The sequence below is a fragment of the Candidatus Poriferisodalis sp. genome (genome assembly GCF_965215815.1).
Lineage (GTDB): Bacteria > Actinomycetota > Acidimicrobiia > Acidimicrobiales > Poriferisodalaceae > Poriferisodalis.
In genome coordinates this window covers 2,078,733-2,104,237 of record NZ_CBDCEO010000013.1, presented here as the reverse complement: position 1 = coordinate 2,104,237, position 25,505 = coordinate 2,078,733, and the positions used below count along the sequence as shown (strand labels likewise).

23 protein-coding genes and 1 pseudogene are annotated in these 25,505 nt (G+C 65.9%); 12 read left to right on the top strand and 12 right to left on the bottom strand.

Features of this window, described 5'->3' with window-relative positions:
* Positions 1-52: 52 nt before the first annotated feature.
* A pseudogene (locus tag ACOOHB_RS19460) lies at positions 53-2,173 on the top strand (DEAD/DEAH box helicase); the annotation flags it as partial.
* Between the two features lie 14 nt (positions 2,174-2,187).
* Here ACOOHB_RS19460 and guaB read toward each other — a convergent pair.
* Positions 2,188-3,699 carry an IMP dehydrogenase gene (gene guaB, locus ACOOHB_RS19455; protein ID WP_420446439.1) on the bottom strand — a complete coding sequence of 504 codons (1,512 nt, stop codon included), beginning with the start codon at positions 3,697-3,699 and terminating at the stop codon, positions 2,188-2,190.
* An 89-nt stretch (positions 3,700-3,788) separates the two neighbouring features.
* Here guaB and ACOOHB_RS19450 point away from each other — a divergent pair, with 89 nt between their 5' ends.
* Entirely contained in the window at positions 3,789-5,030 is a 1,242-nt protein-coding gene (locus ACOOHB_RS19450) for a glycosyl transferase (protein WP_420446438.1), read from the top strand.
* On the opposite strand, the gene ACOOHB_RS19445 is transcribed toward ACOOHB_RS19450, so the two are convergent.
* On the bottom strand, positions 5,027-6,856 hold the full coding sequence (locus tag ACOOHB_RS19445) for an alpha-amylase family glycosyl hydrolase (RefSeq protein ID WP_420446437.1): 1,830 nt from the start codon (positions 6,854-6,856) through the stop codon (positions 5,027-5,029). The genes ACOOHB_RS19450 and ACOOHB_RS19445 overlap by 4 nt on opposite strands.
* A 110-nt stretch (positions 6,857-6,966) precedes the next feature.
* On the opposite strand from ACOOHB_RS19445, the gene ACOOHB_RS19440 reads away from it, so the two are divergent.
* From ACOOHB_RS19440 to ACOOHB_RS19410, 7 genes are all read left to right on the top strand, one after another.
* Positions 6,967-8,910 (top strand): primary-amine oxidase, encoded by a 1,944-nt coding sequence (locus ACOOHB_RS19440; RefSeq protein ID WP_420446436.1) that lies wholly within the window; start codon positions 6,967-6,969, stop codon positions 8,908-8,910.
* A 25-nt stretch (positions 8,911-8,935) separates the two neighbouring features.
* Positions 8,936-10,309 (top strand): acyl-CoA dehydrogenase family protein, encoded by a 1,374-nt coding sequence (locus ACOOHB_RS19435; RefSeq protein WP_420446435.1) that lies wholly within the window; start codon positions 8,936-8,938, stop codon positions 10,307-10,309.
* A 108-nt stretch (positions 10,310-10,417) separates the two neighbouring features.
* Positions 10,418-11,512 (top strand): BMP family ABC transporter substrate-binding protein, encoded by a 1,095-nt coding sequence (locus ACOOHB_RS19430; protein WP_420446434.1) that lies wholly within the window; start codon positions 10,418-10,420, stop codon positions 11,510-11,512.
* A 126-nt stretch (positions 11,513-11,638) separates the two neighbouring features.
* A complete protein-coding gene (locus ACOOHB_RS19425) occupies positions 11,639-13,192 on the top strand; it encodes an ABC transporter ATP-binding protein (protein WP_420446433.1) in 1,554 nt (517 codons plus the stop codon).
* Positions 13,189-14,394 carry an ABC transporter permease gene (locus ACOOHB_RS19420; RefSeq protein ID WP_420446432.1) on the top strand — a complete coding sequence of 402 codons (1,206 nt, stop codon included), beginning with the start codon at positions 13,189-13,191 and terminating at the stop codon, positions 14,392-14,394. Before ACOOHB_RS19425 ends, ACOOHB_RS19420 begins: the two co-directional genes overlap by 4 nt.
* Positions 14,387-15,343, top strand: a complete 957-nt coding sequence (locus ACOOHB_RS19415; protein WP_420446431.1) for an ABC transporter permease — start codon at positions 14,387-14,389, stop codon at positions 15,341-15,343. The genes ACOOHB_RS19420 and ACOOHB_RS19415 overlap by 8 nt, the downstream gene beginning before the upstream one ends.
* A 61-nt stretch (positions 15,344-15,404) precedes the next feature.
* Positions 15,405-15,731: a DUF3467 domain-containing protein gene (locus ACOOHB_RS19410; RefSeq protein WP_420446430.1), complete on the top strand. Its 327-nt coding sequence runs from the start codon at positions 15,405-15,407 to the stop codon at positions 15,729-15,731.
* Positions 15,732-15,737: 6 nt separating this feature from the next.
* On the opposite strand, the gene ACOOHB_RS19405 is transcribed toward ACOOHB_RS19410, so the two are convergent.
* From ACOOHB_RS19405 to ACOOHB_RS19380, 6 genes are all read right to left on the bottom strand, one after another.
* Complete coding sequence (locus tag ACOOHB_RS19405) at positions 15,738-17,126, bottom strand: DEAD/DEAH box helicase (RefSeq protein ID WP_420446429.1); 1,389 nt, start codon at positions 17,124-17,126, stop codon at positions 15,738-15,740.
* Between the two features lie 358 nt (positions 17,127-17,484).
* Positions 17,485-17,682, bottom strand: coding sequence for a cold shock domain-containing protein (locus tag ACOOHB_RS19400; RefSeq protein WP_420446428.1), 198 nt, complete (start codon positions 17,680-17,682; stop codon positions 17,485-17,487).
* Positions 17,683-17,747: 65 nt separating this feature from the next.
* Positions 17,748-18,743, bottom strand: a complete 996-nt coding sequence (locus tag ACOOHB_RS19395) for an alpha/beta fold hydrolase (RefSeq protein ID WP_420446427.1) — start codon at positions 18,741-18,743, stop codon at positions 17,748-17,750.
* Positions 18,744-18,800: 57 nt separating this feature from the next.
* Positions 18,801-19,181: a hypothetical protein gene (locus ACOOHB_RS19390; RefSeq protein ID WP_420446426.1), complete on the bottom strand. Its 381-nt coding sequence runs from the start codon at positions 19,179-19,181 to the stop codon at positions 18,801-18,803.
* Positions 19,182-19,199: 18 nt separating this feature from the next.
* Positions 19,200-19,736 carry a hypothetical protein gene (locus tag ACOOHB_RS19385; protein WP_420446425.1) on the bottom strand — a complete coding sequence of 179 codons (537 nt, stop codon included), beginning with the start codon at positions 19,734-19,736 and terminating at the stop codon, positions 19,200-19,202.
* Between the two features lie 37 nt (positions 19,737-19,773).
* Positions 19,774-20,487 carry an LLM class flavin-dependent oxidoreductase gene (locus tag ACOOHB_RS19380; protein WP_420446424.1) on the bottom strand — a complete coding sequence of 238 codons (714 nt, stop codon included), beginning with the start codon at positions 20,485-20,487 and terminating at the stop codon, positions 19,774-19,776.
* Between the two features lie 145 nt (positions 20,488-20,632).
* Here ACOOHB_RS19380 and ACOOHB_RS19375 point away from each other — a divergent pair, with 145 nt between their 5' ends.
* A complete protein-coding gene (locus ACOOHB_RS19375; protein ID WP_420446943.1) occupies positions 20,633-21,055 on the top strand; it encodes a globin in 423 nt (140 codons plus the stop codon).
* A gap of 29 nt (positions 21,056-21,084) precedes the next feature.
* Here ACOOHB_RS19375 and ACOOHB_RS19370 read toward each other — a convergent pair whose 3' ends face one another.
* Positions 21,085-21,429: a type II toxin-antitoxin system PemK/MazF family toxin gene (locus ACOOHB_RS19370; RefSeq protein ID WP_420446423.1), complete on the bottom strand. Its 345-nt coding sequence runs from the start codon at positions 21,427-21,429 to the stop codon at positions 21,085-21,087.
* Positions 21,426-21,620 (bottom strand): hypothetical protein, encoded by a 195-nt coding sequence (locus ACOOHB_RS19365; protein ID WP_420446422.1) that lies wholly within the window; start codon positions 21,618-21,620, stop codon positions 21,426-21,428. Before ACOOHB_RS19365 ends, ACOOHB_RS19370 begins: the two co-directional genes overlap by 4 nt.
* Before the next feature lie 157 nt (positions 21,621-21,777).
* Between ACOOHB_RS19365 and ACOOHB_RS19360 the strand changes: the two genes are divergently transcribed.
* Together ACOOHB_RS19360 and ACOOHB_RS19355 are read left to right on the top strand one after the other, a co-directional pair.
* Entirely contained in the window at positions 21,778-22,653 is an 876-nt protein-coding gene (locus tag ACOOHB_RS19360) for an SCO6745 family protein (protein WP_420446421.1), read from the top strand.
* Between the two features lie 82 nt (positions 22,654-22,735).
* Positions 22,736-23,236, top strand: a complete 501-nt coding sequence (locus ACOOHB_RS19355) for an SRPBCC family protein (protein ID WP_420446420.1) — start codon at positions 22,736-22,738, stop codon at positions 23,234-23,236.
* Here the strand turns inward: ACOOHB_RS19355 and ACOOHB_RS19350 are convergent.
* Both ACOOHB_RS19350 and ACOOHB_RS19345 read right to left on the bottom strand, forming a co-directional pair.
* Positions 23,233-23,967, bottom strand: coding sequence for an EthD domain-containing protein (locus tag ACOOHB_RS19350; RefSeq protein WP_420446419.1), 735 nt, complete (start codon positions 23,965-23,967; stop codon positions 23,233-23,235). The two genes, ACOOHB_RS19355 and ACOOHB_RS19350, sit on opposite strands and share 4 nt — an antisense overlap.
* Before the next feature lie 197 nt (positions 23,968-24,164).
* Complete coding sequence (locus ACOOHB_RS19345) at positions 24,165-25,334, bottom strand: aminotransferase class V-fold PLP-dependent enzyme (protein ID WP_420446418.1); 1,170 nt, start codon at positions 25,332-25,334, stop codon at positions 24,165-24,167.
* Positions 25,335-25,505: the final 171 nt, after the last annotated feature.

The window sequence follows — 25,505 nt, the reverse complement described above, 5'->3', positions numbered from 1 at the left end:
ACGCCCCCACACAACACCGGCACCCCAACCCCGGACATAGCCTCCGATACCGATGGCAGACGCGGTATCGGCGGCAGGACAGCTGGCGACGTTCCTGCCCCGCGAGCCCGACCCCGACTCGCTGCTGGACGCGTTTCTGGCCTACACCGACGAGATCGGTTTGGAGCTCTATCCGGCTCAGGAAGATGCGATCCTCGAGATCTTCTACGGCAACCACGTCATCATCACCACACCAACCGGCTCAGGCAAATCACTCGTCGGACTTGCGGCCCACTTCGAAGCGGTAGCGCGCCGTCATCGCAGCTACTACACGGCGCCAGTCAAGGCGTTGGTATCGGAGAAGTTCTTCGCCCTGTGCGGCGAGTTGGGCGCAGCCAACGTCGGCATGGTGACCGGCGACGGCGCGGTGAATCCCGACGCGCCGGTGGTGTGCTGCACGCAAGAGATCCTTGCCAATCTCGCGCTGAGCCACGGTGCCGACGCCCCGGTCGACAGCGTTGTCATGGACGAGTTTCACTTCTATTCCGATCGGGATCGGGGCTGGGCTTGGCAGGTGCCCTTGCTGGAATTGACCCGCTCACAGATGGTGCTCATGAGCGCGACGCTGGGGCCGACGTCACGTTTCGCCGAGGATCTGCGGCGTCGCTCCGGCCGCGAGGTCGCCACGGTGACGGGGACAGAGCGTCCAGTGCCGCTCACCTTCACCTACCGCAAGACGACCCTGCACCAGTCGCTTGAAGAGCTGCTGGAACTGCGGCGTGTACCCGCCTACATCGTCCACTTCACCCAGAGAGCCGCCAACGAGCGTGCCCAGGCGCTGACCAGCATGAACGTGCTCACGAAGGACGAGAAGGCTGCGGTCGCCGCCGAGATCGTCGACTTCGGCTTCGATTCGCCCTTCGGGCGCGACGTTCAAAGATTCGTCAAGGCCGGCATCGGAGTGCACCACGCAGGGATGCTGCCGAAATACAGGATGCTGGTCGAACGGCTGGCTGGCTTGGGCCTGCTCAAGCTGATCTGCGGCACCGACACGCTCGGCGTCGGCGTAAACGTCCCCATCCGAACGGTCGTGTTCACACAGCTCTGCAAGTACGACGGGCGCGACACTCGCACCCTGACGGTGCGCGACTTCCAGCAGATTGCCGGACGAGCCGGCAGGCGAGGCTTTGACCACGACGGCTTCGTGTGGTGCCAGGCCCCAGAGCACGAAGTGGAGTACGCCATCGCTCTTGAGAAGGCCCGCGAGAAGTTCGGCGACGATCCTGCCAAGCTCCGCAAGGTCCGGCGCCCATCGGCTCCCAAGCGCGGTTATGTGGCATGGAACGCCGACACCTTCGAGCGGCTGGCATCAGGCCAACCTGAAGCCCTGCAATCCCGCTTTGACGTCTCGCACTCGATGCTCATGCATGTACTGGACCGGCCCGGTGACGGCCGTGCCGCAATGAAGCGGCTGCTCACCGACAACCACGAGACGCGCAAATCCAATCGCAACCACATCCGTCGTGCGATCTCGATCTACCGGGCGCTGGTGGCTGCAGATGTCGTCGAACAGCTCGACGAGCCCGATGAACAGGACCGGCTCGTGCGCGTCAACGTCGATCTGCAGCTGGAATTCGACTTGACCCGCCCGCTCTCGCCGTTCGCGCTCGACGCGATCGAGTTCCTCGACCGGGACGAGCCGACCTACGCGCTGGACGTGCTCAGTGTGCTGGAGTCAACGCTGGAGAATCCGACCGTCGTGCTGGAACGCCAGCGAGACATGGCCTGCACCGACCTGCTGGCTGAGATGAAGGCCGAAGGCATCGAATACGAAGAGCGCATTGAGCGCCTCGAGGAGGTCGAATGGCCCAAGCCGCTGCGCGACTGGCTCTACGACAGCTTCAACGCCTGGTCGACGAACCACCCCTGGCTCGGCAGCGAGAACGTCCGCCCCAAGTCAGTTGCCCGCGACATCTACGAACGCGCCATGACGTTTCGCGAGTACGTCAACCAGTACGGCATCAAAGGCTCCGAAGGAGTGCTCCTCCGCTACCTCAGCGACGCTTACAAAGCACTCTCGCGAAACGTCCCCGAACATCACCGCAGCGACGACATCGTGGAGCTGACCCGCTGGCTCGGCGACACCGTCCGCAATACCGACAGCAGCCTCATCGACGAATGGGAACGCCTCCAGGCACTCGCTGCGGGCTAGTTCGGAGCGCTGTAGTTGGGTGCCTCTTTGGTGATGATGATGTCGTGGGGGTGGCTCTCTCGCAGGGCCGCCGCGGTGACACGGACGAATCGGGTGTGCATGCGCATGTGGTCGATCGTCGAGGCGCCGCAGTAGCCCATGGCCTGGCGCAGGCCGCCAACGAGTTGGTGCAGCACGCCTGACAACGGGCCCTTGTAGGCCACACGTCCCTCGATGCCCTCGGGGACCAGTTCGTCGGCGCCTCGGCCGTCCTGGAAATAGCGGTCCTTCGAGAAGCTGCGGCCCTTCATGGCGCCGACCGAGCCCATGCCTCGATACTCCTTGAAACGCTCGCCCTGGTACAGCACGACCTCGCCGGGCGACTCGTCGGTGCCAGCGAGCAGGCTCCCGACCATCGCGCAGTCGGCGCCCGCTGCGATCGCCTTGGCCAAGTCGCCCGAGAATTGCATGCCGCCGTCGGCGATGACCGGGACGCCGGATTCCGACGCCGCTGCCGCGCAGTCGAACACCGCAGAGACTTGTGGCACGCCGACCCCGGCAACGACCCGCGTCGTGCAGATCGAGCCTGGTCCGATGCCGACCTTGATCGCGTCCGCTCCGGCATCGATGAGTGCCCGGGCCGCATCGCCAGTAGCCACATTGCCGGCCACGACTTCGGTGCCGTAGTTGGCCTTGATCTTCGCTACCATCTCGATGACATCACGGCTGTGACCGTGGGCAGTGTCGACCACGATGGCGTCGACGTCTCGTTCGACCAGCGCCTCGACTCGATCAAACGTGTCAGGTCCCGTGCCGACGGCTGCGGCGACGAGCAGCCGCCCGAGCTTGTCCTTGGACGCGTTCGGGAACTGGATCCGCTTCTGGATGTCCTTCACCGTGATCAGCCCGACGAGGCGAAAGTTGTCGTCGACGATCGGGAGCTTCTCGATGCGGTGGCGTGCCAGCACGACCTGGGCGTCTTCGAGCGTGGTCGGTGCTTTCGCCGTGACCAGCCCAACAGAGGTCATCACTTCGTGAATCGGTCGCGACCAGTCGGTCTCGAAGCGGAGGTCTCGGTTGGTGAGGATTCCCACCAGCTTCCCCGCTGGGTCGGTGATGGGCACGCCGCTGATCTTGAATCGCGCCATCAGCGCTTCAGCATCGGACACCAGGTCGTGGGGCCCGAGCGTGATCGGCTCGACGATCATCCCGGACTCGGAGCGCTTCACCCGGTCCACTTCCGCTGCCTGGTCGGCAATCGCCAGGTTCCGGTGGATGACTCCGATGCCCCCGTGGCGGGCCATGGCGATCGCCAGCCGGGCCTCGGTCACGGTGTCCATGGCGGCGCTGACGAGGGGCACCGCGAGCGTGATCCTGCGGCTGAAACGGGTCGCTGTGTCCACCGTGTCGGGCAGCACGTCGGATGCTGCGGGCACCAGCAGCACATCGTCGAACGTGAGGCCGTCGGCAGCGAATTTGGCCTCCAGAGACGGGAAACCGACTGGCGGCCGCTGCGGTGTCGAGACCATGGCGCACGATACCGCGCGACCCTCCGCGATCTGGCGACCGGCAACGGCGGGCACGGTAGGTTGCACGCGGTCAACCGACGGGGTGCGATGTGGCCGATTTCCAGCAACACGAGTCGATCGCGACGCTCCACCGGCTCAGCGATCGCCCCGTCGAGAGCTTCGAAGCAGATCTGTTCGAGCGCTCGCGCCGCAGTCCCATCGCCCTCATCATTCCGGCGCTGTACAGCGAGATCGGCGGACCGGCGCTGGGCCCCATCGTCGACGAGATCGCCAAGATCACCTATCTCGACGAGATCATCATCGGCATCGACCGAGCGAATGCCGCGGAGTTTGCCGAGGCAAAGCAGTTCTTCGCCCGCCTGCCGCAGCGAACCCGTCTGCTGTGGAACGACGGGCCTCGGCTGCGCAACATCGACGAACAGCTCGCCGATCGGGTGCTCGCCCCTGACGAGCCGGGCAAGGGCCGCAACGTCTGGTACTGCCTCGGCTACTTCCTGGCGTCAGGCCGCTGCGAGAACGTGGCGCTGCACGATGCCGACATCCTCACCTACGACCGCGGGATGCTGGCCCGACTGCTCTACCCGATCCTGCATCCCACCTTCGGGTACTCGTTCTCGAAGGGCTACTACTACCGGGCCAGTGGCGATATGTCAGCCGACGGCCTCGGTGCGAAGGGGCGGATGAACGGACGGGTGGTACGCCTGCTGGTCACGCCGTTGCTGAGAGCGCTGAGCGCGACCATCGGCGAACACGACTACCTGCGGTATCTCGACGGGTTCCGCTACCCGCTCGCCGGCGAGTTCGCGATGAAGACCGACATGACGCGCAGCATTCGAATTCCCAGCGACTGGGGTCTCGAGATCGGCGTGCTGTCGGAGGTGTACCGCATCTACCCGGGGCGCCGGATCTGCCAGGTCGACATCGCCGATCGCTACGACCACAAGCACCAAGAGCTGTCGGAAGCCGATGCAAACGCCGGGCTGCACAAGATGAGCCGGGACATCGCGAAGGCCATCTATCGCAAACTGGCGATCGACGGCACGGTGCTGGGCACCGAGACGTTCCGCACGGTGAAAGCCGTCTACTACCGGAACGCTCTGGACCTCGTCAGCCACTACCGCAACGACGCCTTCTTCAATGGCTTCGACTTCGATCTCCATGCCGAGGAAACGGCAGTGGAATTGTTCGCAGCGGCGATCATGGAAGCAGGCGACGAGTTCCTGAACGATCCGATGGGAACACCATTCATCCCGAACTGGTCACGGGTGCAAAGCGCCGTCGACGGAGTGCTCGAACAGCTCTACGACGCAGTCGAATTGGACAACGCCTAGCGCAGCGGGGCGGCCTCTCGGTCTGCCAGCGCAGGCTCCCTGCGCTCGGCTTCCAAGCACAGCCAGATCGTCTGGCCCGCTGTCAAAGATGCATGCGAACCCGGGCCGTACACCCGGTCCTCGAGAAGATCTACGCAGCCTTCGTGGCCGAATCGCGCCCCCGCACTGCCGAGCGGGCACAGCCCGGACAGCACTTCGAAGTCGATGGTGAGCTGACTGTGCGAGACGTTGGTGATCGACACCACCGTTTGGTCCCATTGCGGCCCGCCCCGAATCACACCGAACGCCCGGGAGCCCAAGTCCAGCGACACCTGCGCGCTGTCGGGATGGAACGCTGGCTGGCCGCGCCGCACCAGCATCCGCCGCACCAGTTCCACCAGCACCCTGCGACGAACGCCTCCCTGTGAGCCGAGCAGGTCGACTGCCTCGTCGAGCGTCAGCTTGCGCCGGTTGATCGTGCGTTTGTTCTGCTCGACAGGCGGCAGTCCGTGATCGGTGACGATGCGAGGCGGCTCGCTGATCGGTGTCCAGTAGCTGGGGGTGCCCAGCAGCGCATGCACGTACACCGCAGGAATGCCGGCGAGGCTCAGCATGACCGTGTGCGCGGCAAGGAACTGCGCGACGCCAAGCGCGTCCCGGTCGCCGGCGAACAGATCCCACAGCGAGACGTTCAGCTCGTACGCCTTGGGTCCTGCGGGGGTGTCGAACTCCGAGTGAGTGCCGCCTGCGCTGTGGGCCGCCGCGATGAGCCGGAAGATCTGTGCACCGCTCAACAATCCCTCTACCGGACGCAGCCCGATCCCATCGTGACTGGCGATGAAGTTGAAGTACGACGCTCCCGCTGGGGGCGGCTCCAGCTGAGCGAGCCAATGCTGCAACGCGACGGCCGACCCCGACAGCATCGTGTGGGCGACCAGCGGGGGGAGGCTGAAGTTGTAGATGAGATGGGCTTCATCGCCTGCGCCCCAGTAGGCCACGTTCTGGTCGTGAGGCACATTGGTCTCGGTGACGATGACAGAGCCAGGACAGCGCGCATCCAGCAGTGTTCGCAGCAGCTTGACGATCTCGTGGGTCTGCGGCAGGTTCACGCACGAGGTGCCCGGCTCCTTCCAGAGATAGGCGATGGCGTCGAGGCGGAACCAGCGCACTCCTGCGTCGACGAGGCATGCGACAGTGCGCAACAGGTCCAGCAGAACCTCGGGCTCGGCAAAGTTCAGGTCGATCTGGTCATGGCTGAAGGTGCACCACAGCAGCCGGGGGCCGTCGGGGGTTTCGACCTCGCGCAACAGCGGCGCTGTCCGTGGTCGCACCACGCTCGAGGTGTCGTCTTCGGGTTCTGCGGTGAGCAAGTACCGGCTGCCGGGCATTTCCCCTTGGCAGAACTGATCCATCCAAGGGTGATCGGCGCTGACATGGTTCACGACGAGGTCAGCCATCAACGTGTAGGTGTCGCTGAGCGCTGTGATGTCCTCCCAGCTGCCGAGCCGGGGGTCGACCGCTCGGTGGTCGGTGACAGCGAAGCCTCCATCGGAGCTCGCCGGGTAGAACGGCAGCACGTGCACGACGGTCACGACATCGCCCGTCAGGTCGTCGAGCATTTCGAGGAGGGTGTGCATTGGGGCTTTGCCCGCCTCGGTGATCGAGTCGGCGTACGTAATCACTGCGATGTCGTGCTGATCCCAGCGTGGCCTGGCATCGGCCACCTCATCAGCCGGCTCCCAGCCGATGGCGGCGAGCACGTCGTCGACGAGTCTCTCTGTGGGCAGCGCGGGGTAGACGAATTCGAGATGGCGCCGGACACGGCTGCGAAGATCCCCCTCCGTCACGACTTGAGGACCCCCATCACCAGCCTGTCCGCCTGCCCGTCGCGCTCGGAGCCGTAGCGGGCGACACTACCGATCGCATCCGATGAGGCCGCGCCACGTAGCGTGATCCCATGACCGAGACCATGCTCGAACGACCCAGCGATGATGCGACCACGCCGCCGCGTCATCCACTGTCGATGATGACCGAAACCGAAGCCCATGCCGCCATCGAGGTGCTGCGCCGCAGCGGGCGCATCGGCGACAGCGCTCACTTCCACGGATTCTGCATCTGGGAGCCGCCCAAGGCAGAGGTCGCGGCTTGGACGCCCACCGCCGGCACCGACCGCCGCTTCGAGGTGGTGGTACGCGAGAACGGCGAGGTGTACACCGCCGTGGTCTCAGTGACCCGCGGCGAGGTGGACTCCTGGGAGCACCAGCCGGGCGTCGTGCCGCGGGTCGGCATGGCCGAGCTGTTCGCCGTGATGGACGCCTGCCGGGCGGACCCGGGATTCGCTGCGGCAATCGCCAAGCGCGGCATCACCGATACGTCACAGGTCCAGATCGATCCGTGGCCGACCGGCGACTACGGCTTCGATTTCGAAACGGGTCGGCGGGTGCAACGCTGCATCGCCTTCTGGCGCCCGAATCCCACCGACAACGGCTACGCCTACCCCCTGGACGGGCTGATGGTGCATGTCGACGTGGACACGCTGGAAGTGCTGCACATCGAAGACTTCGACCAGTGGCCAGTGGCCTCGGAGCGGGGCAACTACGACGTAGACGCCGTCACCGAAGACTTCGGGCCGATGCGCACCGACCTGCGACCGATCGAGATCACCCAGCCGGAAGGAACCAGCATCACGCTCGACGACAACGAGCTGCGCTGGCAGAAGTGGTCGATGCGCGTCGTCATGGATGACACCGAAGGCCTGGTGCTGCACCGGATCGCCTACGACGACGGCGGTCGGGTACGCCCGATCATCGACCGGGCGTCACTGGCCGAGATGGTGGTGCCCTACGGCGACACACGTCCGTCTCAGACGTTCAAGCACGCGCTCGACTCGGGGGAGTTCGGCCTCGGCCTGATGAACAACTCACTCAAGCTGGGTTGTGACTGTCTCGGCGAGATCACCTATCTCGACTCCGCCCAGGTGTTCGACGACGGCTCAGTTGTCACCACGCCGAACGCGATCTGCATCCACGAGGAGGACTTCGGCATCGGCTGGAAGCACTTCGACTGGAATGCCGACACCACCGAGGTTCGCCGATCTCGCCGGTTGGTGGTGAGCGCCATCCACACGGTCGGGAACTACGAGTACGGATTCTTCTGGTACTTCTACCTCGACGGCACCATTCGATATGAGGTCAAGCTGACCGGCATTCTCACCACCCGTTCGCACCGCGACGGCGACGACATGACGTTTGCCCGGCAGGTTGCCCCGCACGTATCTGCCCCGATCCACCAGCACATCTTCTGCGTGCGGTTGGACATGGCGATCGACGGCACTGCGAACACGGTGGTCGAAGTGAACACCGAAGCGCTGCCGCCGGGCACCGACAATCCGCATGGCACTGCGTTCGCCGCTCGTGAGACGGTGCTGGAGAGCGAGTTGGCTGCTCGCCGCGACACCAACTCGTCGTCGAGCCGGTACTGGCGGATCGAGAGCGCCGACCACATCAACCGGCTCGGGCGCCCGACGGCATTCCGGCTCTTGCCACCACCCACCGCGACGATGTTTGCTGCGGCCGACAGCCCGCATTCAGAACGCGCCACCTTCGGCCGGCACAACTTGTGGGTGTCGCCGACCGATCCCGACGAGCGATATGCCGCTGGCCGGTTCCCGACGCAGCGCAACGCCGGCGACGGTTTGGAGCGCTATACGGCGGGTGACCGGTCGATCGTCGGCACCGACGTCACGGTGTGGCACACGTTCGGCATCACCCACGATGCCCGTCCCGAGGACTTCCCGGTGATGCCCACCGAGTACATCAGCTTCGGACTGGTGCCCGACGGCTTCTTCGACCGCAACCCGATGCTCGACGTGCCCCCATCATCGAACGGCCACTGCGGCTGAGCCAGCCGCGGCCTACTGTGGCCAGATGGCGGGAGCACCCGAAGTCGAAGAGCCGAGCCTGACGACGACCGGCGCTGTATCTGATGACGCCGGTCTATCCGGCCCTGTATCTGATGACGCCGGTCTATCCGGCCCTGTATCTGATGACGCCGGTCTATCCGGCGCTGTATCTGATGACGCCGGTCTATCCGGCGTTGAGCTCGTCGAGCACTTCTCCCCGGCACCGACCGAGGGGCTGCGTATCGCGCCACTGTTGGACGCGATCGAGGCGCAGGCAGAAACAGCAGACCGGACCCGGTCCGTGTCGTCGGATGTCATCGAGGCAATCCGCGGCACCGACTTCATGCGCATGTCCGCCACCCCGAACATCGGCGGCGTCGAGGAATCGATGCTCCATATGGGCCGCGAGCTCGAAGCTGTGGCCGCCCGCTGCCCCAGCCTGGCGTGGTGCCTGTGGAACCACCTGTGCGTGTTCCACCTGTTCGTCGGATCCATGGGCCCGCAGCAGCAGGACTTCCTCACCGACATCGTGACCAACGGCCATTGGGTGTCGTTCCCCGGTGGTGCCCGCAGCTCCGTGTACGGACGCATTGAAGGCGACCAGGCCATCCTGAACGGGACCGGCCGCTGGGGCACCGGTGCCCGCTACGCCGACTACTGCGGCGTGGCCTTCGCTATCACTGGCCCCGACGGCAAGCCGGTGCGACCGATGGACATCCGATTCACCATCGTGTCCACCAAGACCGAGGGGTTGAAGATCGATCCCTCGTGGGACGGTGCTGGCCTGCGCGCCTCGGCAACCGACGACGTCCACTACACCGACGTACCCGTGAACCTCAGCGACTGCGTCGCCTGGTATGGAGCGAATCGCGCCGAGTCGCTGCGCAGCGTTCCGGTGGTGGACCACCGGTACCGGGAGGACTGGGTAGGCATCTCGGATCTCTGGCTCACGTGGATGGCGGTGGGCCTGGTACGCCGGGCGCTCGCGGAGGCAGCCGATGCCGCCGGCGGTCGTCGGGTCATCATCGGCGGCAAGATGGTCGAGCGGCCGACGGTGCAGGTCAACTTTGGTCGTGCGGCAGCACTGCTGGCTGGCGCCGCAGCCGCGGTCGAGACCGCCTGCAACGACGTCGACCGTCGCATCGCTGCCGGCGTCATTCCCGACGAAGCGGACTACTTGCGACAGATGGCCGTGACCTCGATGGCCGTCGAGCAGCTCGATGAGGCCATGTCGCTGCTGCATCGCACTCAAGGCGGGACGGCGCTGCGAGAAGGCGGTGCATTCGAACGTCGCTACCGGGATTTCCGGGCCATGCCGGTGCACATCAACGTGCATCAGGACCGCGTCACCCATCAGCTCGGGCGCCACGTCCTCGGCCTCGAACTCAACCCATTCTGAACCGCTTGGCGATATTTGCCGCCAGTGGCCGCGGGCACAGGTGCGCAAGATTAGGCTCTCCTCGACCGCCCCGGGGTTACCTCTCGGGCGCGAACCGAGAGGGAGATCATGGGTTCGAGGACTCTGACACGACTCGCCATTGCTCTGGCCGGCGTGGCGCTGCTGGGAGCAGCGTGCGGCGGCGACGATGGCGATCCCGAGGACGTCACGGCGGCATTCGTGCTGGTGGGACCCGTCGGTGACGCCGGCTGGAACTGGGCACACGACCAAGGTCGCCAGCAAGCGGAAGACCAAACCGGTGCAACGACGCTGTTCGTTGAGAGCGTCCCGGAGAACGCCGAGGACTTCAAGGCGGTCGCCGTCGACTTCATCGAGAACGAGGACGCAGACATCATCTTCGGCACCTCGTTCGGCTACATGGACCCGATGCTCGAGCTGTCCGAGGAGTACCCCGACGTCGTGTTCGAGCACGCCTCGGGCTTCAAGATGAACGAGGCCAACTTCGGCAACTACTTCGGCCGCATGTACCAGCCGCGGTACCTGTCGGGCATGGCGGCAGGTGCGATGACCGAGAGCGGGCAGTTGGGCTACGTGGCTGCGTTCCCCATCCCTGAGGTGATCCGAGGCATCAACGCCTTCACCCTCGGCGTGCTCGAGACCAACCCGTCAGCCGAAGTCCACGTCATCTGGACCTTTACCTGGTTCGACCCGGCGGTTGAGGGCGACTCAGCCAAGGCCCTCCTGGAAGCCGGCTCCGATGTCATCGCCATGCACCAGGACTCCACGGCTGCGGGTGTCGCTGCGCAGGACGCTGGAGCACGTTGGGTTGCCTACAACTCCGACATGCGCGACTTCGCACCCGACGCGTTCATCACCGCACCTGTGTGGAACTGGGGCCCGCGCTACACCGCGATCATTGAGGCCGTTGCTGCGGGCACCTACGAGCCAGGTTCGTACTGGGGCGGCATGGACGACGGCATTGTCGACCTGGCGCCGCTGGCTGACGATGTGCCTGGGGACATCGCCGATCAGATCAGCGACGTTGCCGACCAAATCCGTGAAGGCGAGTGGGACGTGTTCACCGGCGAGATCCGCGACCAGGACGGCACCGTCCGCGTGGCCGCAGGCGAGACTCTGGACGACGGCTCGATGCTGGGCATGGACTGGTTCGTCGAAGGCGTCGTGGGTGACGCCAGCCCCTGATCCGACTGATCGAATCGCACTGACACTGCCGTTGGTTTTGGGGGACTCCGAGATGTCCCTCGGAACCGGCGGCGGTGCCGCGCGCCGCTGTAGCAGCAGGCCGCGGGCTTCTGACACCGGTACGGCGTGAACGTTCAAGATCTCTCGGAGCCCCGCTCCGGCAGCGGCGACGCTGCCCCGATGGCCGTCGACCTGCGCGGCATCCGCAAGGAATTCCCCGGAGTGGTTGCCTGCGATGGCGCCGACCTCGCCGTGCGGGCGGGCACCATCCACGCGCTACTCGGAGAAAACGGCGCCGGCAAGACCTCGCTCGTCAACGTGCTCGGCGGGGTGTACCTGCCCGACGGAGGCGAGATCTGGGTTCATGGCAAGCAGCAGCAGTTCCACTCGCCCGCCGATGCAATTGCCGCGGGAATCGGCATGGTCCACCAGGAGTTTCGCTTGGTGCCCACGCTCACGGTCGCGGAAAACGTCGTGCTCGGCTCGGCACCGCGATACCTGAACATGACCCAGATCACCGAACGCGTTGCTCACCTGGCAGCGACCTACTCGCTCGACGCCGATCCCACCCGGCCTGTATGGCAGCTCTCGGTCGGCGAACGGCAACGTGTGGAGATCCTGAAGGCACTCTGGCGCGACGCCGACGTGTTAGTGCTGGACGAGCCGACGGCGGTGCTCACACCTGCCGAGGCAGCCGACTTGGGTCTCACGCTGCGTGCCATGGCTGACCGCGGCCGCTCCGTGATCTACATCAGTCACAAGCTCGACGAGGTGCTGTCAGTGTGTGATGAAGCCACCGTGCTGCGCGGTGGAGTAACCGTTGCGCAGCCGGGCAGCCTCGCCGGAGTCGAGCGATCGGACTTGGCCCAGATGATGGTCGGAGAGACCGCAGCCGAAGTTCGGCGTCCCGCGGGACAGCCGAGCGGTGACGTCGTGCTCGCGTTGGATGGCATCGCGGCATTGAGCGACCGGGGGTTTCCCGCACTGCACTCGGTCGACCTCGACCTACACGCCGGCGAGATCGTGGGCGTCGCCGGCGTTTCGGGAAACGGCCAGAAGGAGTTGGCCGAGGCCATCGCCGGATTGCGTCCCGTCACCTCCGGAAGTGTCCGCTTGTTGGGCACCGACATCACCGGTGCTTCGCCGAGAACGCGTTCTCGCAGCGGGATGGCCTACGTGCCCGAGGATCGCCTCGGCGTCGGTCTCGCCCCGCATATGTCCGTCGTCGACAACGCCGTCGTGCGTTCGTACCGGGCCATGCGCCGCGGGGTCCTGCTGGACCTGCGGCGCTGCGAGGACTTCTGCAAAGGCCTCGTCGAGAGGTTCGGCGTGCAGGTCGGACGCTTGCACTCAGATGTGAGCGCCCTGTCAGGGGGCAACCTTCAACGCCTGCTGCTCGGCCGCGAGCTGACCGGAGAGCCCAAAGTGCTCGTGGCAGCCCAGCCCACCCGCGGTCTCGATGTGGCGGGCATCGCCGCCATCCAGGAACAGATCGTCGCGCAGCGAAGCGCCGGCGTTGGAATTCTGCTGATCTCTGAAGACCTCGACGAATTGCTCGCTCTGTCAGACCGGCTGATCGTGATGTACGAGGGGCGCATCGCGGCCCGTCTGGACCCGACGACGTCCTCGAGAGCCGAGGTAGGCACCGCGATGGCCGGAGGCGGAGGGGGCGACACATGACCGACCCGAATCCGGCGCCGGAACCGACGCACGCTCCGCTGCACACCGTTTCACGCGGTCGAGCTCGCTGGCATCGCGGCCTGGTACGGCCCGTGCTGCAGCGACGTTCGGACGTAGTGCCTGCGGCACAGGCCTTCGCCTTCGTGATCGGAATTGCGGTGGCTCTGATCGCGGGAGCGCTCCTGCTGCTCGCCGCGGGCCACAACCCGGCCGAGGTGTACGGCCGGATGATCGACTCGTCGCTTGGCGGCTTCAATTCGATCTCACGGACGTTGCTGCGAGCGACACCGCTTGCGCTGGCCGGTCTTGCGATTGCCGTTGCGGGATCAATGGGACTGTGGAACATCGGCGCCGAGGGTCAGATGATGGCGGGCGCGACGGTCGCAGCAGGATTCGCCATGTCGGCGGGCGACTTGCCGGGTCCTCTCCTCATCGTCTCGATGCTGATCGCCGGCGCGGTAGGCGGCGTCATCGCAATGCTGGGGCCGGCGCTCGCTCGTGCATACCTGGGTGTCAGCGAGATCATCACGACGCTGATGCTCGTCGAGGTTTCGATTCGGATCGTGGAATGGCTCGAGACCGGTCCGTGGAAGGATCCCGAGTCGCAAGGCTTTGCGTTGATCGAGCCCCTGCCCGACCATGCGTCGCTGCCGGGACTGTTCGGCCGCGCACACATCGGTGCAGTGTTCGCCGTCGCACTGCTGGTGGCCTTCTGGCTGGCCGTCTCGCGCACAGCGTGGGGATACGAGCTGCGCATGGCGGGATCGTCGCCGGCCACAGCTCGCTATGCCGGTATCTCGCTGCAACGCAAGGTGCTGACGGCCTTGCTGCTGTCGGGCGGACTGGCGGGCCTCGCCGGCGCCATCGAGCTGACCGGAACTGCAACGCGGCTCGATCCCGGCTTGTCGAACGGCTACGGCTTCGCTGGGATCATCGTGGCGGCGCTCGCGCTGATGCGGCCGTCGGGTGTGGCGGCGGTGGCGTTCGTGTTCGGCGCGGTGCAGGTGGGCGGCCAGTCCATCCAGACGCTTGGCGTTACGAGCTCGATCGCCACGATCCTGCAGGCCATGATCCTCATCGGTGCTCTGGTGGCCGCGGTGCTGCTCAACTACCGCGTCCGATGGGTGCGACCCGTCGGACACCCCACAGATGCCGCCCCACAACCAGACGGCGCCGCCACTCCGGGAGCTTCGGGTGTCTGAGGCAGCCATCATCGGGCTGCTCGTGGCGACAGTGCAGTTCGCCACCCTCGTGTATTTGGCTGGGCTCGGCGAGCTCATCGCCGAACGATCCGGCGTGCTGAACCTCGGTGTCGAGGGAATGATGGCGATGGGGGCCGTGAGCGGATTCATGATGGCGCTCGCCACCGGCCGGCCCTGGATCGGCTTCGCATTCGCTGCGCTCGTCGGCATGGCGGTCGCAGGGGTCCACGCTGTGGTGAGCGTGGTGATGGGCGCGGGCCAGGTGGTATCCGGCTTGGCGATCACCATCGGCGGATTGGGATTCGCAGCCTTCATCGGACAAGGCGCAGTGCGCCAACGCGCCGATGCCGTGTTCACCGATCTGGGCATCGCCGGACTTGCCGACATCCGCTGGGTCGGTCCGATCCTCTTCGACCAGCCGCCAGTTGTCTACCTCGCGGGTCTTCTGGGCATCGCGGTCTGGTTCGTGCTGAATCGAACCCGGCTCGGCCTCGCACTGCGTGCCGTGGGCGAATCCGCCTCGACGACGGACTCGGTGGGCCACTCAGTGACACTGCTGCGCTCCGGGGCTGTGCTGACCGGCGGTGCCTTCGCCGGCGCTGCCGGCGCCTTCTTGTCGCTGTACATGGCCGCCGGCTGGACCGAGGGCCTCATCGCCGGCCGCGGCTGGATCGCAGTGGCACTGGTCATCTTCGGGGCGTGGCGGCCCGGCCGGCTTGCCGCTGGCTCGCTGTTATTCGGGTTCACGCTGGCGCTGCAGCCCCGTGTCCAGACGTTCGACCTGAGCCTCTTCGGCCTCGAGGTCAACTCGATCTCGCCAGCGCTGCTCGGCATCCTGCCGTTCCTGCTGACTGTCGTGGTCCTCATCGCCATCAGCTTCCGGGCCCGGCATCGACCGAGCCCAGCACCCGCCGCCCTGACGCTCCCCTATCGACGCGAGGAACGCTGAGTGCCACAGATGCCGCCGCCGGCAGCGTGACAGGGGCGGGCTAGGGCTAGCGTCTTCGCCGATGGCCGAGGGCAACCCGCACGAATCGCTACCCGACGGTACGAAGCTGCAGATTCGCCTCCCACCTGAGCTTGAGGCCGGTGTGTGGTCCAACTTCGCGGTGGTACGCCATTCGCCGTATGAGTTCACGCTCGACTTCATCCGGCTGGACTTCAGCGGCAAGCAGTCACCCCGGCGAGGCGTCGTCGTGCAGCGCGTCAACATGTCGCCGCAATTCGTGGAGCAGCTCATCAGCGCCCTGAGCGACAACATGTCCAAGTTCGCCTCGAACCTTGCGCCGTCCAGTCTTGAATCGCTGAATGAGCCGCAGGACGACCCAGACGTTTGATCGTGCTCAGCGCTGCGGCGAGCGCTGGTGACCCTTGGACCTGGAACGGTTGTTGTTGCTTCGACGGTGCCGGGACTGATTCTTGGCCGCCGGGCGCTCAAGCGTGCGACGCCGGGTCTGCGAGCCCTTGCGGTGCCAATCCGCGTCGGCACTCGCCTTGCGGGGCTCAGTGCGGGGCTGATCTGATACGGCGTTGGCCTTGCGGGTCTTCGAGCCCTTCGGGCCTGAATCGCTGGCGAATCCGGCGCCGTTGGCGCTCACCTTGCGTGGGCTGGCTGACCGGATCGCAGCCACGTCGACTTCGGTGATGGGCTGCTCCAGGCCCATCTTGCGCTGCATGGACTTGAGTTCTTTGACCTGCTCGGGCTGAACCAGCGAGACCACCACACCACCCAGACCGGCCCGGGCAGTCCGGCCCGATCGGTGAAGGTAGGTCTTGTGGTCGGCTGCGACGTCGTAGTGAACGACGGCGCCGACACCCTCGACATGGATGCCGCGGGCTGCAACGTCGGTCGCGACCAGCGCCTGGACCTTGCCGGCGGCAAACTCGGCCAGCGCCCTTGTGCGCTGGCTCTGGCTGCGTCCGCCGTGAAGTGCCGCAGTGCGGATGCCTCGGCTATGCAGCTGCCGGGCCACGCGATCGCAGCCATGCCGGGTTCGACAGAACACGATCGTCGATCCTGCGGCGTCGATTGCTTCCGCGCAGATGTCGGTGCGGTCAGTCCTGGCCACGCTCCAAAACACGTGGTCGGCAGCGCTGACGTCGGGGATCTCGTCTCCAACCTCGTGACGCACGGGATCGCGCTGGTAGTCGCGTGTCAGTGTTGCTACATCGCCGTCGAGCGTGGCCGAGAACAGCATGGTCTGGCGTTTTGCGGCGGTCTGGTCGAGCAAGCGCCGCACGGCCGGGATGAATCCCATGTCGGCCATGCGGTCGGCCTCGTCGATGACGACCTTGTCCACAGCGGACAGGTCGACTTGGCCCTGTTCGATGAGGTCTTCGAGGCGACCTGGACACGCCACGAGAATGTCGACCCCGCGACGCAGGGACCCGATCTGGGCGCCATAGCCCACGCCGCCATAGGCGACGCTGACCCGGCGCTTGCCTGCGAAGGTGCGCAGCTCGGTCATGATCTGGTCGGCGAGTTCACGGGTCGGCGCGAGCACGAGTGCTCGGGGCTTGTGTGGCTGGGCGCTGCCGACGCTGGCTACGAGCGGAATCCCGAACGCCAGCGTCTTACCGGATCCGGTTGGCGCTCGGCCGCAGACATCGCGTCCGGCCAGGGCATCGGCCACGGTGGCCGCCTGGATGGCGAACGGCTGGCTGATGCCACGTTGAGCGAGGGCGCTGACGATGAAGTCGGGGGCGCCCAGCTGGGTGAAGGTGGGGGGCATTTGTCTCCTGGCCCGCTGCGCGCGGGCTCTGCACGGGTTCGGTGGCGCCTCAACAGGGGGTGAAGAGGTCGGCGATAACTGGGGTCTGGTCCACGTTGACAGGAAGAACCAAGACCGGCCTGCGAACCCGTCGGCCGAACATGCCGGCCAGACGACGGGAGGGTACCGGCGCGCGCTGCTCAATACTCGCGGAGCAGAACGCGGCCGGGTGGCCCGAGATGTGTTGACACGGGTGGCGTGTGACGCCGCCCGCGCCTGATGTGCTTGCCAACGGAGTTCTGATGGCCGAGATGTCTCGCGGCCAAAGCTCCGAACGTCGCCAGCCCGTTCGGCTAGCGACGGTCAGTGGCGAGTGCCCTCAGACGGGCTTGACGTTCTGAGCCTCGTCGCCCTTGCGGCCGGGTCCGATATCGAACTCGACCTCTTGCCCTGCTTCCAACGTTCGGTAGTTATCACCGACAATGTTGGAGAAGTGGACGAAGACGTCGTCCGCCCCGTCACGGGAGATAAAGCCGAAGCCCTTCTCACTGTTGAAGAACTTGACTGTTCCACGCATGTCTTGCCTCTCGAAGCCCGGCCTAGCCGGTCAAAGACCGCAAGGCTACGGCGGAAACTTCGCGTTCAGGCTCGGGCTTGTGCGGAGGGCACGAATTCGGCCAGGAAACGGAGCGTCGCTTCGACGAATATGTCGTTGCGATCACCGGCCACCATGTGCGCCGCGCCGCCCACATTGGCGTAGTGCGCATGCGGCACAGCGTCGAGGAACGACGCGGCGCCCTCCTCGGACAGCACGTCGCTGAGCCCGCCGCGGACGAGCAGCGTCGGAAGCGTCAGGTTCTCAGCGGCCGCCTGCTGACGCGGGATTCGCTCCGCGAAGCTGCGCGGACGGTGCATGAACGCCGGGTCCCAGTGCCAGCGATAGCGACCGTCGGGCCAGAGGCGAACGTTCTTGGCGAGACCGTCGAGATTGCGCGGACGCTTTCGGTGCGGCTGGTAGTTCGCGATGGCCTCGGCGACGTCTTCGAGTGACGCGAACCCGTCGGCGCCTTGAGCCATGAAGTCTCGAATTTTGCGCACGCCAGCCGCTTCGATCTGCGGCGCTGTATCGACGAGGACGAGAGCAAGTGCGTCCACCGCGCCTTCCCCGACGGCGGTCAACGAGGTGCCCCCGCCCATCGAGGCGCCTACCAGCACTGGTCGTTCGCCGAAGTTCTCCTCGATCGCCACCAGATCGGCCACAAACGCCTCGGTCGTGTAATCGCCGTCAGGCGCCCAGTCCGAATCGCCGTGGCCCCGTGCATCGAGGCTCACTGCGCGGTAGCCGCCGTCGGCGAGGGCCTGCCCCGCTCCCTTCCAAGCGTGACGGGTCTGGCCGCCGCCGTGCTGAAGCAAGACGAGCGGACCTCTGTCGCCATATACGTCGGCGGCAACCTTCACGCCGCCCGACGCTTCGATCATCAGGTCAGGGTCCACAGCGCCAGTGATCCGCTCCCCATGCTCGGAGGGATGCGAGTAGACATCCGCACCAGCCGGCTCGGAGGGCACGAAGTCGGGAGCATCGGCGTCGGCTGGATCGACCAGGGGCCGGCGTTGCTGGCCAGGTGATTGCTGCGTCATGTGCTGCCTTTCGTACGCGCTGGCGCCGACGGCTCCAGCCGCCGATGCCCAGATTGCTCAGGCGTTCCGGGCGCGGCCGTCGGCCTTGGCGGCGGCCTGATCGCGTCGACGGGCCTCGCCCGCTGCAGCCAGGGCGGCCCGGTTCGAGTCGTCGACGCGCATGAAGTGGTCGCGCCAGCCGTCGTTGTCGTCGGCATCCCACACGTAGGGCGTCTGCACCGTCGTGCGCGGCAGCCAGGCGCGCTCGAACAGGTCGAGCGCGGTGCCCACAATGTCTCGTTGCATCGCCACGTCGCCCGGCTTGCCTGTGGGATTTCCGAGCGGGAAGTCCGTGAACACGAAGCGCGCGACGCCACATTCTTCGACGATGTCACGGGCGCTGCCAGCAATCACAGTCGGTATGCCGGCCTCTTCGAGATGTCGTGCGACCAGACCCACGGTCTGGTGGCAGACGGGTCAGAGGGGGACCAGCAGCGCCACGTCGACGCCGTCTTGGCGCATCCATTCTTCGATGCGGGGAGAGTCGTTGCGCTGAGTGCGACGCTGGCTGTAGTCGGTGGGAATGCCGTAGAAGCGCTCTGACACCGCACCGATGCGGCCAACGGCTGCGAATTCGCGCAGCCGGTTGATCGGCAGGTACGTGTCGAGATCTTCGGTGTGTGTGTTGTCCTTGTCCCAGAACAGGTCATTGTTGTAGAGGCCTTCGAGGGCGTCGTCGCAGCGCGCGGCGTAGGGCTGCTTCGGCCGGGCCGAGGGAACGCCGGCAGGCTCGCTGCCTGCCCGGAAGAACGATGTCGTGAGCAGGCCGACTGTGCTCTCCGACAGTGGTTTGGACAGTGGGGTGAATGCCACCTCGTGGTTGTATGCCCATTGGTACGGCTGCGGATAGCCGTTCGCCGCGTAGTACCCGCGCGACTTGTCGATGTAGCTCAGATACGACCGTTGTGCCCGCCGTCCGTTCGTCCGCCGCTGCGAACGATCTGTCAACGCCATCGTCTCTCCCCTGCCTGCCGCTGGGTTCTTCCCAGCCTCACCGCTGTGCGCCGACGCTGCGAGCCGGCGCACCAAGACTGTACGCGCCTCGCCCTGCGGGATGCCCGGCGGCGGCGGCATGAGAGTCCAGGAGCGCCGAGAGATGGGCGAACCGCTCCGGCGTGATGTAGGCCGCATTCCAGCCATCAGCAAGCCGTGCGGCCATCGGGATCGTGCGCCGCTCGCCGATCCCGCCGAGCCAGATCGGAAGCCGCTCCTGCACGGGAGCAGGCAGGCACGAAGCATCTTCAGCACGAACCCAGCGGCCGTCGTACGTCGTGCGCTCCTGAGTGAGCAGCGAACGGATGAGCTCGAACGACTCCTCGAGCATGTCGAAGCGCTCACCCAGCGACGGGAAGTCGTAGCCGAACGCGGCGGCTTCGGTTTCGTGCCCCCCGGAACCCAGACCCAGCGTGAAGCGTCCTCCGCTGATGTGATCCAGCGTGGTGGCGGCCTTGGCCAGCAAACCCGCGTTGCGATATCCGACGTAGAAGACAAGACAGCCGATGCGGGCGTTGCGAGTGTCGGCCACAAGCGTTCCCAAGGTGGAAAGCGCCTCAAAGTGAGGCACCGTTCCGCCCTGGGGCGGCGCCTCATACAGGTGGTCCCAGATGGAGATCCAGTCGGCCCCTCCGGCATCGAGTCGCTTCCACAGGTCACGCATCTGGGCGGCCGTCATGTTCTGTTGCCCGATGTGCGCGCCAAGCTGCATCGGCCCATCGGCGTGGGGGTGTTGTGTCGTAGTCAGCCGCGCAAGCTAACCCGATGGCGCTCTTAGCCTGATTGACGTGACCGAAGCTGACGCCATCCCGCCGAGCGAGTCCGAAGGGTCCACATGGGGAGCGGGCGGGCTGACGCTGGGCGGCAAGCTGGCTGATGCGGTCGAACAGCCGCCGACCGTCTACGCCGCGGTCGGTGGGCAACGGTTCTTTGACGAATTGGTTGACCGGTTCTACGACGCCGTCGAGTCGGACCCGCTGCTGCGGCCGCTGTACCCCAGGGACCTCGCGCCTTCCCGGCACCGACTGGCGGGATTCCTGGCCCAGTACTGGGGCGGCCCCGCCGACTACAGCGCCGAACGCGGCCACCCGCGGCTGCGAATGCGACACATGCCGTTCGCTATCGGTCAAGCCGAACGGGATGCCTGGATGGCCCACATGCTGGCGTCGCTCGAAGTCGCTGCGCTGCCCGACGGCTCACCGCTGGACCCCGAGATCGCGAACGCCATGTTCGCCCACTTCGACAACGCTGCCACCCACCTCATCAACCAACCCGACTGAACGGCTACGCGTCGGGCGTGCAGCACACGTCAGGGGACGTCGAGCAAGAGGGCGATGACCTCGCGGATCTGGGCCAGCGCGACACCGCCGACGTTCCCACGTGGTTCCTGCACCCGTGCCGTAGCCACCGCGCGGACGTGCTGACACTGAGCGGCTGAGCGTTCGTCGAGACCATTGCTCGGATCAGCTGCAATCTCAATCTCTGAAGCGAACCTGCGAAGCCGCGATGTCAGGGGCACAACATGGACTATTGCCGGGTTGGCATCGAGGACGCGCTGCGCAGTGACGACGATCGCTGGGTGCCGGAAGCCAGCTTCGTGCCCAATCGGCGTACCGAGGTCAACGTTGACAACGTCGCCTGCGCTGAACGTCATCCCAAGTCGGCTTCGAGCCACGCGGACTCGACTTCGTCGAGATCCGCACGAAGTTCTGCGCCGATCTGATCTTGTCGAAGGCGACGCACCGCCAACGACACGGTTTCGCCCACGGTCATTGCCATCACTGCGGCGAGATGTTTGAGTTCGCGATGCGTCGCAACGTCGATACGCACACTCGTGCTCTGCATGTCGGGAGCATAGCTCCGAAGCAAGGCATGTATGCATTTTTGCATGCAATCTCGATGGCGTACGCCGTTCATGCGGACCGTCGACGATGTGCACGCTCTTGCTCTCCGATCGACAGAGCGCTACGCCGCAGGAACGGGCGGGATAGAACATCGGACGATGGCTGAGACGACCAGAATGCGAGCACGGCAGATGTGGGAGTGCGTGGAGCGCTTTCATCAGCTCTGCTACTGGGCTCCCGAAGTACGTCAGACGGGCTCTGCGGCCGGGTTGCGGGGATTCTGGATGAACTACTTCGCTACGCGGGCCGCGCCGCTGGGGCCGGTGCCCGCGATCGTCGTGGAGTCGCTGTTCTTCTACTACGCGCCGGCGCGAGTTCGGCGCGCAATCCCTGATGCCTGGACGTACTCGTCACCGCCGGCAGCGCTGGCGGCGCGCTACGAGGGCATGGACGCTGCACTCAGACGTGAGCTGGGCGAGCTGGTTGGGAGCGACGAGGTGCGACGCTGCGTCGACATCGTGCGAGCGGCTGCCGAGGCGGCCGACCCGGTCGGGCGGACGCTCTTTGCGGGTTGGGCGTCGCTGGACTGGCCAGATGAGCCCCACCTGGCGCTGTGGCACGGCTGCACGCTGCTGCGCGAGTACCGCAGCGGGTGCCACTTGGTGGCGCTCGCGGCAGCTGGTCTGGGCGGCTGCGAGTCGGTGGTTTCCCAGGTCGCGGTCGACGAGGCGCCGCACGAGTGGATCGGCCAGGAAGCCGGCTGGACACCCGAAGAGGCTGCAGAGGCGTGCGCGAGCCTCCGAGCACGCGGCTGGGTGGACGCGGACGGCTGGGCCACACAAGCCGGACGCGAAGGCCGCGCCGAGATCGAAGCAATGACCGATCGACTTGACGGCGCCCACTGGGCCGCTATGGGAGACGGGGCGGCCGACGCCTTGCTCGCAGACATGGCGCTCATCAATGCGTTGCTGCCCAAGGACGATCAGATCGACTGGCGCGAGCTTTACCCCGCCAACGAAACCGCCACCAGCTAGCAGTCGGCGGCCCCGCGACGCCGCCCATCCGCTGGCCGGGCACCATGCCCGCGGCGCGGCGACATCTGCAAGGCTGCGGCTCATGGGCGAACAACTGCTAGGACACGTCGACAACCCGGTCATGGAGCACACCGATTCCATCGACATTGATGCTCCGCCGTCGGTGGTGTGGGACATGGTGACGGCGCTGGATCGCTACGGCGAGTGGAGCAGCGAGAACACCGGCGGCTACTGGCGCAAGGGCCCCGACGGCGAGCCCGGCACCGGCGAGGTCGGCGACATGTTCGTGGGCGTCAACCGGCGTGACGGCGAGGAATGGAAGGCGCCCGTCGAGATCATTCGCCGGGTCGACAACGAAGACTTCGCGTTCGTCACGGGCGGCCTCGAATACAACATCGTCCTGTGGCGCTACCAGCTGGCACCCAAAGGCGACGGCACCACGCTGACCGAGACCTGGACGCTCCGCAAGCTCTCACCTCGCATGGTCGAGCACGGTCAAGGCGAGGTCGATCAGCGATCCCACAATGCGCGCACCAGCATCCGGGCGACGCTCGAAGCGATGAAGGCAGCCGCAGAGGCCTAGCCGGGAATGCCGATCATCTGTGCGGTTGCGTGCATGTTGATGAGACGACCCAAGTCGACGAATTCGCTGAAGCCGTCTTCGGTGATCGTCGACTTGTAGGCCTCCCAGCCACCCGGGTCGGCGAAGTACAGCTCCGCCATGCCGATGTAGGCCTCGTCGGCAGGGTTTTGGCTGTGGTTCACCACATAGCGCAACCCGCCGATCTCTTCCATGACGCCCCGCACGTTGGGCGCATGCGCTTCAAGCCAGTGCCGGAACGCTGCGTCGTAGTCCACCCCTTCCCTGCCCGGAACCAGGAACGTCACCTTGAAAAAGCCTGACCGAGTCGCCGGAAACGGCTCGTTCAGCGTGTTCGGCACAACGGGCAGCTCTCCATCCATCACTACGTACTCAGTGGTCGCCCACCCCACGTACGGCTCGGCCTTCTGCTGGAACGTGTCGGCGGGCACAGTGCCGTGCGGCTCGGGCGGGTTCGGGATCGTGCGATCGAACCACAGCTGCGCCATGCCATCCCACGGCACGTCTCGGCCGGGCCGCTGATCGAACAGGGTCGCGATGTACTTCGTGGCGTGGATTTTGCCCTCGGCGGCCTGACGCGCTTGCCCGGCGATGACTGCGGGCATGTGGTTCTTGAACCAGTTCGCGACCAGCTCGTCGCGGGTCGCTTCCGGCCGGCGCTTGATGAGGAAGATCATCTTGGCGCCGGATGTTGCTGCGATGTTGGGTGACATGGATGCCTCCTTGGCGACCAAGACGTGCCTGCCTGGGCGACCTGTTGCCGCTCAAAACCCGCTTGGCGGGAACGCTGCCAAAATCTAGGTTGGCGCTCGGTGCGACGGTCCGCATCCTTCAACACTTCAGACTCGGCGTGCGGGCCGTCGCACTCATGAGCGCTCATCAGCAACTTATCGGGAGACCGCAAAGGCTGTCAACGGAGTTCGGCAGCGAGCGCCTCGGCGAGCCTGTTGTAGTCGCTGGAGTCGTTGTAGAGGTGGGCGGAGATTCGCAGCACGCGATCCGGCGGGGCCGGCCACGTGAACACCGGCACCTCGATGCCGTGCCGGTCCCGCAGCGCCCCCATCAGCGGGTCGAAGATCGCAGAACCCGAGTTTTGAGCGGCCGGCAACGGCACGCTCGCGATCGCGCCGATCATGTCGCCAGGTGCTGGCGGCTCGATGCCGAGGGCTTCGACCAGCCGCTCCCGTCCCTGTAAGCACCGTTGACGGATGACGTTTTGCACACCCGGCCAGCCGTCGGCGTGCATCGCCTCCACAGCGGTCAGCGCATCGGGGACCGTCAGCCACGCGCTCGGGTCGTGGGTTCCCGTCCAGTCGAACTGGGCGTGGAGGTGGCCTCCTTCAGTCGGCCAGCCGCCGTTGTACCCATGGCTGATGACCGCCGGGTACACGCCGTCTCGCCGGTCGGGCCGCACCCACAAGAACGCAGCACCCTTGGCCGAGCACATCCACTTGTGGCAGTTCGCCGTGACGTAGGACGCGCCCAGTTGGGCCACGTCGAAGTCGATCATGCCGGGGGCGTGCGCAGCGTCGACCAGAACCCGCACGTCGGGCTCCAGCTTGGCCACGAGCTCGGCCACCGGCAGCACGAGGCCTGTTGCGGAAGTCACTGCGTCGATCAGCAAGATGCGGGTGCGTTCGGTCACGGCGGCGAGCACGGCATCGACCACTTCGCGCTCGTGCTCAAGCGGGAACGGCACTGCCGCGGTGGTGACCACCGCCCCAGCCCGCGACGCGGACACGATTGCGGCGTTGGTGCACGCGTTGTACTCGTGATCGGTCACCAAGATCTCGTCGCCGGGCAACAAGGCCGGCTCCAAGGAGCGCAGCACGCCGTTCACGCCCGCTGTCGCATTCGTGACGAACACCAGGCCTGCTTCGTCGGCACCGACGAAGTGGGCCACAGCTCGCCGTGCCTGGTCCAGCCGTTCCTGGTACTCCCCTTCCAGGAAGAACCGTGTGGGATTCAGCTCGATGCGCTCTTGGATCCGTTGCTGTGCCTCGAGCACCGCCGCAGGTGTCGCGCCGAACGAACCGTGATTGAGGTGCAGTACTTCCGGGTCCAATAGCCACGCAGTCACGCAGCGCACGCTAGGTCAGCGAAAACAGAGGCGGCGCGGAGAACTGCTGCCACGCCTTCTGTGTGCAAATTTGCCGCCTGAGGCGGCATTTCTGCGCAGAGTCGAGGCAAACGGGGCTAACGGGCACCGCCACCTCTCCGTCGACGCTCATAATCTCTGAGCACCGGAGGT

Bases quoted from the DNA above. Each gene is read 5' to 3' on its own strand.
- ACOOHB_RS19435 (WP_420446435.1), top strand. From the start codon at position 8,936: ATGGCGGGAGCACCCGAAGTCGAAGAGCCGAGCCTGACGACGACCGGC.
- ACOOHB_RS19360 (WP_420446421.1), top strand. From the start codon at position 21,778: ATGGCTGAGACGACCAGAATGCGAGCACGGCAGATGTGGGAGTGCGTG.
- ACOOHB_RS19405 (WP_420446429.1), bottom strand. From the start codon at position 17,126: ATGCCCCCCACCTTCACCCAGCTGGGCGCCCCCGACTTCATCGTCAGC.
- ACOOHB_RS19370 (WP_420446423.1), bottom strand. From the start codon at position 21,429: ATGACGTTCAGCGCAGGCGACGTTGTCAACGTTGACCTCGGTACGCCG.
- ACOOHB_RS19440 (WP_420446436.1), top strand. From the start codon at position 6,967: ATGACCGAGACCATGCTCGAACGACCCAGCGATGATGCGACCACGCCG.
- guaB (WP_420446439.1), bottom strand. From the start codon at position 3,699: ATGGTCTCGACACCGCAGCGGCCGCCAGTCGGTTTCCCGTCTCTGGAG.
- ACOOHB_RS19380 (WP_420446424.1), bottom strand. From the start codon at position 20,487: ATGCAGCTTGGCGCGCACATCGGGCAACAGAACATGACGGCCGCCCAG.
- ACOOHB_RS19420 (WP_420446432.1), top strand. From the start codon at position 13,189: ATGACCGACCCGAATCCGGCGCCGGAACCGACGCACGCTCCGCTGCAC.
- ACOOHB_RS19385 (WP_420446425.1), bottom strand. From the start codon at position 19,736: ATGGCGTTGACAGATCGTTCGCAGCGGCGGACGAACGGACGGCGGGCA.
- ACOOHB_RS19355 (WP_420446420.1), top strand. From the start codon at position 22,736: ATGGGCGAACAACTGCTAGGACACGTCGACAACCCGGTCATGGAGCAC.
- ACOOHB_RS19400 (WP_420446428.1), bottom strand. From the start codon at position 17,682: ATGCGTGGAACAGTCAAGTTCTTCAACAGTGAGAAGGGCTTCGGCTTT.
- ACOOHB_RS19410 (WP_420446430.1), top strand. From the start codon at position 15,405: ATGGCCGAGGGCAACCCGCACGAATCGCTACCCGACGGTACGAAGCTG.
- ACOOHB_RS19350 (WP_420446419.1), bottom strand. From the start codon at position 23,967: ATGTCACCCAACATCGCAGCAACATCCGGCGCCAAGATGATCTTCCTC.
- ACOOHB_RS19365 (WP_420446422.1), bottom strand. From the start codon at position 21,620: ATGCAGAGCACGAGTGTGCGTATCGACGTTGCGACGCATCGCGAACTC.
- ACOOHB_RS19430 (WP_420446434.1), top strand. From the start codon at position 10,418: ATGGGTTCGAGGACTCTGACACGACTCGCCATTGCTCTGGCCGGCGTG.
- ACOOHB_RS19395 (WP_420446427.1), bottom strand. From the start codon at position 18,743: ATGACGCAGCAATCACCTGGCCAGCAACGCCGGCCCCTGGTCGATCCA.